The sequence below is a fragment of the Pseudomonas sichuanensis genome (genome assembly GCF_024749065.1).
Taxonomy (GTDB): Bacteria; Pseudomonadota; Gammaproteobacteria; order Pseudomonadales; family Pseudomonadaceae; genus Aquipseudomonas; species Aquipseudomonas sichuanensis.
In genome coordinates this window covers 5,766,126-5,777,789 of sequence record NZ_CP087185.1, presented here as the reverse complement: position 1 = coordinate 5,777,789, position 11,664 = coordinate 5,766,126, and the positions used below count along the sequence as shown (strand labels likewise).

The following is an 11,664-nucleotide window of genomic DNA, read 5'->3' as shown; positions in this document are numbered from 1 at the left end:
GGTGGTCCGGTCTATATACCCTATTCGTTTGTAAAACCTTTATGAACTAACGTTTGGGAATATCAATAGAAGAACTCAAGGGTCGAAAAAAATCGCGGGGCAAGCCCGCTCCCACGCCATACCTGAGAGTAAGCGTGGGAGCGGGCTTGCCCCGCGATTGCGGTGGATCAATCCTGTGCGGCAGTCGTGCCGAGGAACTTGCGCAAGAACTGCCGCGTACGCTCCTCTCTGGGGTTGGCGAACAGCGCCTTGGCCTCACCCTGCTCGACGATCACGCCCTTGTCGAAGAAGATCACCCGGTTGGCCACATCGCGGGCAAAGCTCATCTCGTGGGTGACGATGATCATGGTGCGCTTTTCCTCGGCCAGGCCGCGGATGGTCGCCAGCACTTCACCCACCAGTTCAGGGTCGAGCGCCGAGGTGGGCTCGTCGAACAGGATCACCTCCGGTTCCATGGCCAGGGCGCGGGCAATGGCCACCCGCTGCTGCTGGCCACCGGACAGGCGCCGGGGGTAGGCGTCTTCCTTGCCGGCCAGGCCGACCTTGGCCAGCAGGCGCTTGCCCAACTCGATGGCCTTGTCCCGAGGGGTCTTCTTGACGATCACCGGCCCTTCGATGACGTTGTCCAGCGCGGTGCGGTGAGGGAACAGGTTGAAGTTCTGGAACACGAAGCCGGCCTGCTGGCGCAGGCGGCGAATCGCGCTTTGCTGGCCACCCAGGGGGCGGTTGGCGTCGATGCTGATATCGCCGATCTGGATGCGCCCTGCGTCGGGCGTTTCCAGCAGGTTGAGGCAGCGCAGGAAGGTGGTCTTGCCCGAGCCGCTGGGGCCGATGATGGCCACCACTTCGCCCGGTTGTACGGTGAGGTCGATGCCGTTGAGCACGGTCTGGCCCTTGAACCGCTTGGTCAGGCCTTCTACTACGATCATCGTCAGTGCTCCTGGTCGTGCTGGTTGACCCGCGCTTCCATGCGGTTCTGGAAGTGCGCGAGGATGCTGCAGAGGATCCAGTAGATCAGCGCAACCGCCAGGTACATGGTGAACACTTCGAAGGTGCGGGCAGTGATCAGCTGCGCCTGACGGAACAGCTCGGGCACCTGGATGGTCGCCGCCAGGGCGGTGTCCTTGACCAGCGAGATGAAACTGTTACCCAGCGGCGGCAGCGCGGTGCGCAGCGCCTGCGGCAGGATCGCCCGGCGCATGGCCTGGGTGCGGGTCATGCCGATGGAGGCAGCGGCCTCCCACTGGCCACGGTCGATCGAGGAGATCGCCGCACGCAGGATTTCGCAGATGTACGCCGCCATGTTCAGCGACAGACCGATCAGCGAGGCCGGGATCGGGTCGAGCTCGATACCGATCTGCGGCATGCCGAAATAGATCACGAACAGCTGTACCAGCAGCGGCGTGCCACGGAAGAACGAGACGTAGATGCGTGCCAGCCAGTCCAGCGGCAGGATCTTCGACAGGCGCATCAGTGCCAGGGCAAAGCCCAGCACCAGGCCGAAGAACATGCCGCCGACACTGAGCAGCACCGTGTAGCCAGCGCCCTTCAACAGGAAGGGCGTGGAATCGGCAACGAGTTGCAGGCTTTCAGCAATCATTTGGTGACATCGGCACCGAAGTATTTCTCGGACAGCTTGGCCAGGGTGCCGTCAGCCTTGAGCTTGTCGATGGCCTTGTTGAGTGCGGCCAGCAGCTCGGGCTCACCCTTGCGCAGGGCCACGCCGCTTTCCAGGCGCGAGAAGGCGTCGCCGGCGAGCTGGGTGTCCTTGGCTTTCTGCGCGTACTCCAGCGCGGCCAGGCGGTCGATCAGGATGGCGTCGATGCGGCCGTTGCGCAGGTCGGCGAACTTGCTCGGGTCGTCTTCATAGGTGCGTACTTCGGCTTTCGGCACGTCCTGCTTGACCCATTGCTCGTAGTTGGTGCCCAGGCCCACGCCGACCTTCTTGCCGGCCAGGTCTTGCGCGGTCTTGATGTTCAGGGTTTCGGCTTTCTTCTTCAGGATCAGCGCCTGGATACCGGAGACGGTGTAGGGCTCGGTGAAGTCGTACTTCTTCTTGCGCTCTTCGGAGATGGTCACCTGGTTGATCACCACGTCCAGACGTTTGGACTCCAGCGCGGCGAGGATGCCGTCCCACTTGGTCGGCTGCAGCTTGACCTTGACCCCCAGCTCCTTGGCCAGCAGTTCCGACAGTTCCACTTCGAAGCCGGCCAGCTTGCCGTTCTCATCCTGGAAGCTGAACGGAGGGTAGGTGCCTTCCAGGCCGACGTTGATCACGCCTTTTTCCTGGATGGTCTTCAGTTGCTCGCCGGCGAAGGCCTGGCCGAGCAGGCCGGCGCCGAGCAGCAGCGCCAGGCTGGCATTGAGAAGGGGTTTGGCGAATTTGGACATGTGTGGCCCCGCGCTTGTTGTGGAAGTAGTGGGTGGCAAATATAAAGCTGGGCCGTATAGGCCTGGAAATAATAAAAAAGCCGGTTGTTATTCCATGGCTGCACATTGCCATCCCATGGCAGGGTTGAGGGTAGCCACGAATGGACACCCCGTCAGCGTTGCTTATGCCTGACTTAGCGCAGGATGGAATAAAGCGTTGTTTTTTCCAAGGGGGGGATTTGTCGTATCGTTGATGGCATTCAGTCGGTGCTGGCCCCTTCGCGGGTAAACCCGCTCCCACAGGTACCACACAATCTCTGTGGGAGCGGGTTTACCCGCGAAGCAGCCAGCACTGATGAACAAGAAGAGAAATGCCCCGCCAGGAGATCACCGTGAGCGAACAACCATCAACAGCCCATTGGCAACTGCAGGGCATCGTCAGCGGCCTGCGCAGCGCCCGTGAGCAATGGCGCAGCAGCAATGGCCGCAGCAGCGGCGAGCAGGGTGGCCGCGAGCTGCCGTCGCGCGAGGCGCTGCGCCAGATCCTCGAGCAACTGTGCGGCGCGCTGTTTCCCATGCGCCTGGGCCCGGTGGATCTGCGCGAAGAAAGCGAGGACTTCTACGTCGGCCATACCCTCGACGCCGCACTGACCGCGCTGCTGACCCAGGCTCGCCTGGAACTGCGTTACGCGGCGCGCCATGGCAAGACCGACGTCACCGACGTCGACGCCCACGCCCTGCGCCTGATCCAGGATTTCGCCGCCGCCCTGCCGGCCTTGCGCGTGCTGCTCGACACCGATGTGCTGGCCGCCTACCACGGTGATCCGGCGGCGCGCAGCGTCGACGAGGTGCTGCTGTGTTACCCGGGCATCCTGGCGATCATCCACCACCGCCTGGCCCATCACCTGTACCAGGCTGGCTTGCCGCTGCTGGCGCGGATCAGCTCGGAGCTGGCGCACTCGGCCACCGGCATCGACATCCACCCCGGTGCGCAGATCGGCCCGAGTTTCTTCATCGACCACGGCACCGGCGTGGTCATCGGCGAGACGGCGATCATTGGCGAACGGGTGCGCATTTACCAGGCGGTAACCCTGGGCGCCAAGCGCTTCCCCAGCGACGAGTCGGGGACCCTGCACAAAGGCCTGGCGCGCCACCCGATCGTCGAGGACGACGTGGTGATCTATGCCGGGGCGACCATTCTTGGGCGTATCACCATCGGCAAGGGCTCGACCATTGGCGGCAACGTGTGGCTGACCCGCAGCGTGCCGGCCGACAGCAACATCACCCAGGCCAACTTGCAGTTGGATTGCCAGGACAAGAACTGATCGGAGTTGTGGGTCGCCTGTGCCGGCCTCTTCGCGGGTAAATCGCATCGGCGCACCGCCGCTCCCACAGGATGTCGCTCAAGGCGAGAAATGTGCGGTCTCTGTGGGAGCGGGTTTACCCGCGAAGAGGGCAGCGCCGATTTCCTGCCCAGCGGCATCGGGTCGCATTGAAATCCGATCCATGTTTAACTTGAACGCTTGTTCAATGAAAAACGCTGGTCCATTGCCGGTGTTCAACAGGAGGATTCCTTTGCTGAACCCGTACAATCCGAACCTCACGTCCTTTGACGAGGTGCACGCCCGATGAGTGCACCAACGCCTTCCCTTGCCAATGGCAAGATCCGCATGAACCCCCCGGTGTTCTACTTCGCGGCCAGTTTCATCCTGCTGTTCGGCCTGGTGGTCATCGCCATGCCGCAAGCGGCCGGTGAATGGCTGCTGGCGGCGCAGAACTGGGCGGCCAACACCGTCGGCTGGTACTACATGCTGGCCATGACCCTGTACCTGGTGTTCGTGGTGGTCACCGCGGTGTCCGGCTACGGCAAGATCAAGCTCGGCGCCGACCACGACGAACCCGAGTTCAGCTACCTGTCCTGGGCGGGCATGCTGTTCGCCGCCGGCATCAGCATCACGCTGTTCTTCTTCTGTGTTTCCGAACCCCTGACCCACATGCTCCAGCCGCCCCAGGGCGAGGCGGGCACGGCCGAGGCCGGGCGCCAGGCGATGCAGATCCTGTTCCTGCACTGGGGCCTGCATGGCTGGGGCGTGTTCGCTTTCGTCGGCATGGCGCTGGCCTACTTCGCCTATCGCCACAACCTGCCGCTGGCGCTGCGTTCGGCGCTGTACCCACTGATCGGCAAGCGCATCAACGGCCCGATCGGCTACGCGGTGGACGGCTTCGGCATCATCGCCACGGTGTTCGGCCTGGGGGCCGACATGGGCTTCGGCGTGCTGCACCTGAACGCCGGGCTCGACTACCTGTTCGGCATCAGCCACAGCCAGTGGGTGCAGGTGCTGCTGATCACCCTGATGATGGGCGCGGCGGTGGCCGTGGCGGTCGCCGGGGTGGAGAAGGGCGTGCGGGTGATGAGCGACATCAACCTGTTCCTGGCCTGCGCGCTGCTGCTGTTCGTGCTGTTCGCCGGGCCCACCCAGCACCTGTTCAACACCCTGATCCAGAACCTCGGCGACTACCTCGGCGCCTTGCCTCGCAAGAGTTTCGACGTGTACGCCTATGGTGAAAACCGTGACTGGCTGGGTGGCTGGACGGTGTTCTACTGGGCCTGGTGGATTGCCTGGGCGCCGTTCGTGGGCCTGTTCATCGCGCGTATTTCGCGCGGCCGCACCATCCGCGAGTTCGTCTTCGGCGTGCTGCTGATCCCGCTGGGCTTCACCCTGGCGTGGATGTCGATCTTCGGCAACAGCGCGCTGGACCAGGTGATCAACCACGGCATGACCGCGCTGGGCCAGTCGGCACTGGATAACCCGTCGATGAGCCTGTACCTGCTGCTGGAAACCTACCCGTGGAGCAAGACGGTGATCGCCGTGACGGTGTTCATCAGCTTCGTGTTCTTCGTCACCTCGGCCGACTCCGGCACGGTGGTGCTGTCGACGCTGTCGGCCAAGGGCGGCGGCGCTGACGAAGACGGGCCGAACTGGCTGCGGATCTTCTGGGGGGCGATGACTGCGCTGATCACCAGTGCCCTGCTGTTCGCCGGCAGCATCGACTCGCTCAAGTCTGCGGTGGTGCTGACCTCGCTGCCGTTCTCGCTGATCCTGTTGTGCATGATGTGGGGGCTGCACAAGGCCTTCTACCTGGAGAGCCAGCGGCAGATCGCGCAGATGCATTCGCTGGCCCCGTTCGCCCAGTCGCGGCGCGGCCGTGGCGGCTGGCGCCAGCGCCTGAGCCAGGCCGTGCATTTCCCGTCGCGTGACGAGGTGTACCGCTTCATGGACGACGTGGTGCGCCCGGCGATTGCCGAGGTACGCGAGGTGTTCGAGCAGAAGGGCCTGGTGCTGATCACCCAGGACGACCCGAGCCATGACAACGTCAGCCTGAAGATCGGCCATGGCGATGAGCAGCCGTTCATCTACCAGGTGCAGATGCGTGGGTACTTCACACCGTCGTTCGCCCTCGGTGGGCTGGGTACGCAGGACTTGAAGAACCGCCGTTATTACCGGGCCGAGGTGCACCTGAGCGAGGGCAGCCAGAACTACGACCTGGTGGGCTACAGCAAGGAGCAGATCATCAACGACATCCTCGACCAGTACGAGCGGCACATGCAGTACCTGCATCTGGTGAGGTAGACCTGTACCGGCCTCTTCGCGGGTGAACCCGCTCCCACAGGGTTCTGCGCAGCGCCTGTGGGAGCGGGTTTACCCGCGAATGCATTGGGACTGGCAAAGCCTATCTGTCAGAACGGCGCATCCCCCAGGATGGTCGCCCGGTGCATCACCCGCCGATTGGGCCGGTAGTCATCCACCGCAAAATGCTGGGTCACGCGGTTATCCCAGAACGCCACGTCGTTCTCCTGCCAACGCCAGCGAATGCTGAACTCCGGCCGCGTCGCATGGGCGAACAGCAGCTTGAGCAGCGCCTCGCTTTCATACTCGTTCAGCTCGTTGATGCGCGTGGTGAACCCTTCGTTGACGAACAGCGCCTTGCGCCCGCTGACCGGGTGGGTGCGCACCACTGGGTGCGACAGCGGCGGGTTGTTGCGCCGGGTGGTTTCCCAGCGCGCCAGGTCTTCGGGGGTGGTGCCGAAGCGCTCCAGTGGGAAGGATTTGGTGAAGTCATGGGTGGCGGTCAGGCTGTCGAGCATCGCGCGCAACGGCGCCGACAGTGCCTCGAAGGCGGCAATGCCACTGGCCCACAAGGTGTCGCCACCGTAGGCCGGCAGCTGCTTGGCGCTGAGCACCGCGCCCAGTGCCGGGGTTGGCAGGAAGGTCACGTCGGTGTGCCACACGGCGTTGTCGCGCACGTCGGTCACGGCGGTGTCGAGGATCAGCACCTGCGGGGTTTCTGGCACGTTGGGGTAGATCGGGTGGATGTGCAGGTCGCCGAAGCGGGCGGCGAAGCGCGCCTGTTGTTCGGGGTTGATCGGCTGGTCGCGGAAGAACAGCACCTGGTGCTCGAGCAGCGCCTGCTCGATGGCGTCGCGCTGTTCTTTGGTGATATCGCGGCTGATGTCGACGCCGCTGATCTGCGCGCCCAGGGCCGGGCTGAGAGGGGTGATGGTCAGGCTCATGGTTGGTCTCGCTTGGATGTCGTATCCCAGGGGCGGGGGCAGTCTTTTCTGATATGGCGCGGACCTGTGGGAGCGGGTTTACCCGCGAACACCGGCGAAGCCGGTGCCATCCACCGTGGCGCCTGCTTCGCGGGTAAACCCGCTCCCACAGTTGCGATCTTTGGGGTCAATGGCTCTGCCCGTGCCAGGGCACCAGCTTGCGTTGTAGGGCGCGCAGGCCCATCTCCAGTGCGAAGGCGATCAGGGCGATCAACAGGATCCCCAGCACCACCACATCGGTCACCAGGAACTGCGCCGCCGACTGCACCATGAAGCCCAGGCCGCTGGTGGCGGCGATCAGCTCGGCGGCGACCAGGGTCGACCAGCCCACGCCCAGGCCGATGCGCACGCCGGTGAGGATGTCGGGCAGGGCGCTGGGCAGGATCACGTGGCGGATCAGCTGGGCCTTGGTCGCGCCCAGCGATTGCGCGGCGCGCAGCTTGGTCGGGTCGACGGTGCGCACGCCGGTGGCGGTGGCGATGGCGATCGGGGCGAAGATCGCCAGGTAGATCAGCAGCACCTTGGACAGCTCGCCGATGCCGCACCAGATCACGATCAATGGCAGGTAGGCCAGCGGCGGGATCGGCCGGTAGAACTCGATCAATGGGTCGAGGATGCCGCGGGCCACGCGGTTGTAACCGATGGCCAGGCCGACCGGGATGGCGGTCAGGGTCGCAGCCGCCAGCGCCAGGCCGATGCGGCCGAGGCTGGCACCCAGGTGCTGCCACAGGCTGGCGTCCATGTAGCCCTGGGTGAGCAGGGTCCAGGCCTTGGCCAGGATGTCGGCGGGCGGCGGCAGGAACAGCGGCTCGACCCAGCCGGCAGCCGTCACCAGCCACCAGGCCAGCAGCAGGGTGGCCAGGGTCAGGGTGCTGATCCAGCGGGTGGAAAGGGGCTGGCGGGTTTTGCCAGGGGCAGGTTTGGCGTCACGTTTGGCCGCGACAGGCAGGTCCAGGCTGCTCATGCAGACTCCTCTCGGCGGGCGCTTTCGCGTTGTGAGAACACCCGCGCCAGCACGTGCTCGCGGGTTTCGATGAAGCGTGGGTCGGACTTGATCGCCCGGGCTGGTTCGCCAGCGGCGTAGCGCTGGCCGAAGTCCAGTTGCAGGCGTTCGACCACGCGCCCAGGGTTGGGCGCCAGCAGTACCAGCTCGGTGGCCAGGAACACTGCCTCTTCGATGTCGTGGGTGATCAGGAACACCGGCTTGGCGGTGCGCTGCCAGACCTGCAGCAGCAGCTCCTGCATCTGTTCGCGGGTGAAGGCGTCGAGGGCGCCGAATGGCTCGTCCATCAGCAGCACCCGAGGGTCGGCGGCCAACGCCCGGGCCAGGCCCACGCGTTGCTTCTGGCCGCCGGACAACTGCCAGATGTGCCGCTCGCCGAAGCCGGCCAGGTCGACCAGCGCCAGCATCTCGCGGGCCTTGGCCTCACGCTGCGCGCGGGGTACACCGGCCAGTTGCAGGCCGAAGGCGACATTGGCCAGCACGTCCTGCCACGGCAGCAGGGCGTCGTCCTGGAACACCACGCCACGCTCGGCGCCTGGCCCTTGCACCGCGGCACCATCAAGGGTGATGCGCCCGGCGCTGGGGGCGACGAAACCGGCGATCAGGTTGAGCAGCGAGGTCTTGCCGCTGCCGGATGGCCCAAGGGCCACCAGCAGCTGGCGTGGGCCCAGGCTCAGGTTGATGTCGGCCAGCACCGGGGTGCTGGCGCCGGGGTACTGTGCGCTGATGCGCTCCAGTTCAAGCAAGGCCATGACGGGCTCCGGTCTTAGTTGGGCAGGTATTGCTTGCTGACGTAGGGCGAGTAGTCCGGCAGTACCGCATCGACCTTGCCTTGTTGCTTGAGGAAGGTGGCGGTGTCGGTCAGCGCCTGGGTGGTCGGTGCGCCGAGGGCATTGGCCTGGTCGTCCGCCAGCGGGTAGACGTTGCCTTGCAGCAGTACCGGGATATCCGCCGCCTTGGCACCCGACAGCTTGACCAGCTTGGCGACGTTGTCCGGGTTGGCCAGCCAGGCTTTCGGGTCTTTGCGGTAGTCGGCATAGGCGTCGAGGGTCACCTTGGCGAACGACTTGACGATGTCTGGGTGCTTGGCGGCGAAGTCCTTGCGCACGATCCAGGCGTCGAAGGTCGGCGCGCCTTTTTCGGCCAGCTCGCCGGAGGTGATCAGCACCTTGCCGTTTTCCTTGGCCACGCCCAGTGCCGGGTCCCAGACGTAGGTGGCGTCGATGTCGCCGCGCTTCCAGGCGGCGATGATCGCCGGCGGCGCCAGGTTGAGGATCTGTACCTTGGTGGGGTCGATGTTCCAGCTCTTGAGCGCGGCCAGCAGGCTGTAGTGGCCGGTGGAGACGAACGGCACGGCGACTTTCTTGCCCACCAGGTCCTGCGGGGTCTTGATGCTGTCACGGGCGACCAGCGCCTCGCCGGCACCAATTTGGGTGGCGATCAGGAAGGTCTCGACCGGCAGCTTGCGGGTGGCGGCGGCGGCCAGGGGGCTCGAGCCGAGGTAACCGATCTGCACGTCGCCGCTGGCCACTGCGGTGATCACGTCGGCGCCGTTGTCGAACTTGCGCCAGTCGATGCTGGCCTTGCTGGCTTTCTCGTAGTCGCCGTCCACCTGGGCCACCTTGGCCGGGTCGACGGTGGTCTGGTAGGCGACGGTCAGGTCGGCGGCCTGGGCCAGCCAGCTGGTGCCGGCGAGGGTCAGGGCAGCGAACAGGCGCAGCGGGGCATGCGGGATCATGGTGAACCTCTCGTCAGGCAATTGGGTTATGGATGGCGAGAAGACTAGATGATCTAAGAAATTAGAAATAAATAACTTTTTTGCATTAGCTTAGGAGCCAAACGCTTTAAGGGCGCGGGGGCTGCGGCTGGCGGAATGGAAAAGGGCTGCTAGCCTTTTTCGGCTCCGGTCGGGGGGCTGAGTGGCAGAGGGTCGCCAAACGTTTGCACATAACCTAAAGGTATGATTGACGGCGTCGATACAACCTTTCGCAGTAAAGGTTCCAATGTTATTCCGTAAAAGTCTTACAGATTCATAAAACGGTCATTTTGGATTTATAGGATTGTCATTATCCTGTAGCGCAGGACGACGGCTTAGACCAAAGTCGCGAATCGACCGTTGAGCATTGACTTGGCGGTCACGCATTGGTGCTAAATCGCCAATCCCGGGCGAGTGGGGCAAAAGATCCTGCCGCTGGTGACGCACAAAAATTAGAACGTAGAGGAGCAAAACATGTACAAGTCCAGCCTGGCCCTGGCCGTGGCACTGGGGGTTCTCGCCCAACAAGCAGGCGCTGCAGGGTTCATCGAGGACAGCAAAGTGTCCTTGAGCTCGCGCACCATGTATTTCGACAACAACAACCGCGAAGCGCACGGCACTCCGGCAACCGCGACTCGTCTGCCCGGCAAGCGTCCGGACCAGCGTGAAACCGGTCAAGGTTTCAAGCTCGACTACATCTCCGGCTTCACTGAAGGCACCGTAGGCTTCGGTGTCGATGCCCAGGCCGTTTGGGGTATTCACCTCGATGGTGGCAAGGGCTACCACAAGGCTGGCTTCCTCCCAGACGACAGCGATGGCTCCTCGGTAAGCCAGTGGGCACGTGTCGGTGCCAATGCCAAGGCTCGCTTCTCCAAGACCGAAGCGCACTTCGGTAGCGCGCTGGCACCTAACCTGCCGATCCTGGTCGCCAACGATGGCCGTCTGCTTCCGCAGACCTTTGAAGGTGGCACCATCACTTCGAAGGAAATCGACAACCTGACCATCAACGCCGGTCAGCTGACCCATGCCATGGGCCGTGCTTCGAGCAACCGTACCGGTCTGTCCGTCTCCGGCGCCTTCGCCGACAGCAACAAGTTCCGCTTCGGCGGTCTGGACTACAAGCTCACTCCAGACCTGACCCTGCAGTACTACTACTCGAACCTGGAAGACTTCTACAAGCAGCACTTCCTCGGTGCGACCCACGTCTTCAAGATCGCTGACAACCAATCGTTCAAGACTGACCTGCGCTACTTCGACAGCAGCAGCGACGGCAAGAACGGCGACGTTGGCATCTACGGCTTCGATAACAACGGCGGCTACGCCAAGAACACCGGCAAGGTCGACAACAAGACCTGGTCCGCCATGTTCACCTACACCCTCGGCGGCCACGCGCTCATGCTGGGTCGCCAGCAAGTCGGCGACGACGGTGGTTTCGTCTGGCTGAACCAGGGCGCTGTGCGCGACGGCAACAACCGTCCTGAAGGCGCCGGCGGCTCGAGCTTCTACCTGTTCACCGACAGCATGATCAACCAGTTCGCCCGTGCTGGCGAAAATACCAACTTCGGTCAGTATTCCTATGACTTCGCGGGCTTGGGCGTACCGGGCTTGAAGGCGTCCGTTTCCTACCTGCGCGGTGATGACATTCGCTACAAGAGCGGACATGGCACCTACAACGAGTGGGAGCGTGACGCTCGCGTCGACTACACCATCCAGCAAGGTACCTTCAAGGGCCTGGGCTTCAGCCTGCGTCAGGGCGTGTACCGTGGCAGCGGTGGTTCGACCAGCGAGTTCACCAAAGACCAGGATCAAACTCGCTTCATCGTCAACTACACTTACGCCTTCATGTAAGTCGTAGCTGCAACAGAAGAAGCCTCGCCTAGTGCGAGGCTTTTTTGTGCCTGTCATTTCGTATGCGTTCTGGTT

General features: G+C 63.6%; 10 protein-coding genes. 3 read left to right on the top strand and 7 right to left on the bottom strand.

What is annotated here, in order from left to right:
- Positions 1 to 167: 167 nt before the first annotated feature.
- The 3 genes from tcyN to tcyJ are packed head-to-tail and all read right to left on the bottom strand — an operon-like array spanning position 168 to position 2,391.
- Positions 168 to 929, bottom strand: coding sequence for an L-cystine ABC transporter ATP-binding protein TcyN (tcyN, locus tag LOY51_RS25945; RefSeq protein ID WP_125465994.1), 762 nt, complete (start codon positions 927 to 929; stop codon positions 168 to 170).
- A 2-nt stretch (positions 930 to 931) separates the two neighbouring features.
- Positions 932 to 1,600: a cystine ABC transporter permease gene (tcyL, locus tag LOY51_RS25940; RefSeq protein WP_125465993.1), complete on the bottom strand. Its 669-nt coding sequence runs from the start codon at positions 1,598 to 1,600 to the stop codon at positions 932 to 934.
- Complete coding sequence (gene tcyJ, locus LOY51_RS25935; RefSeq protein ID WP_125861007.1) at positions 1,597 to 2,391, bottom strand: cystine ABC transporter substrate-binding protein; 795 nt, start codon at positions 2,389 to 2,391, stop codon at positions 1,597 to 1,599. The genes tcyL and tcyJ overlap by 4 nt, the downstream gene beginning before the upstream one ends.
- Before the next feature lie 371 nt (positions 2,392 to 2,762).
- On the opposite strand from tcyJ, the gene epsC reads away from it, so the two are divergent.
- Together epsC and betT are read left to right on the top strand one after the other, a co-directional pair.
- The gene (epsC, locus tag LOY51_RS25930; RefSeq protein ID WP_258643673.1) at positions 2,763 to 3,695 is read left to right on the top strand and encodes a serine O-acetyltransferase EpsC; all 933 of its coding nucleotides are present in this window, start codon (positions 2,763 to 2,765) and stop codon (positions 3,693 to 3,695) included.
- 345 nt (positions 3,696 to 4,040) lie between these two features.
- Entirely contained in the window at positions 4,041 to 6,002 is a 1,962-nt protein-coding gene (gene betT / locus LOY51_RS25925) for a choline transporter BetT (protein WP_167409787.1), read from the top strand.
- A 107-nt stretch (positions 6,003 to 6,109) separates the two neighbouring features.
- Here the strand turns inward: betT and tauD are convergent, their stop codons facing one another.
- The 4 genes from tauD to tauA form a co-directional block, all read right to left on the bottom strand.
- Positions 6,110 to 6,943, bottom strand: coding sequence for a taurine dioxygenase (gene tauD, locus LOY51_RS25920; protein ID WP_258643671.1), 834 nt, complete (start codon positions 6,941 to 6,943; stop codon positions 6,110 to 6,112).
- Positions 6,944 to 7,109: 166 nt separating this feature from the next.
- Positions 7,110 to 7,946, bottom strand: a complete 837-nt coding sequence (tauC, locus tag LOY51_RS25915; RefSeq protein WP_125465989.1) for a taurine ABC transporter permease TauC — start codon at positions 7,944 to 7,946, stop codon at positions 7,110 to 7,112.
- Complete coding sequence (tauB, locus tag LOY51_RS25910; RefSeq protein ID WP_258643669.1) at positions 7,943 to 8,737, bottom strand: taurine ABC transporter ATP-binding subunit; 795 nt, start codon at positions 8,735 to 8,737, stop codon at positions 7,943 to 7,945. The genes tauC and tauB overlap by 4 nt, the downstream gene beginning before the upstream one ends.
- Positions 8,738 to 8,751: 14 nt before the next feature.
- Positions 8,752 to 9,723, bottom strand: coding sequence for a taurine ABC transporter substrate-binding protein (gene tauA / locus LOY51_RS25905; RefSeq protein ID WP_125465987.1), 972 nt, complete (start codon positions 9,721 to 9,723; stop codon positions 8,752 to 8,754).
- Between the two features lie 492 nt (positions 9,724 to 10,215).
- On the opposite strand from tauA, the gene LOY51_RS25900 reads away from it, so the two are divergent.
- Positions 10,216 to 11,589 carry an OprD family outer membrane porin gene (locus LOY51_RS25900; RefSeq protein WP_258643667.1) on the top strand — a complete coding sequence of 458 codons (1,374 nt, stop codon included), beginning with the start codon at positions 10,216 to 10,218 and terminating at the stop codon, positions 11,587 to 11,589.
- The last annotated feature ends 75 nt before the right edge of the window (positions 11,590 to 11,664 follow it).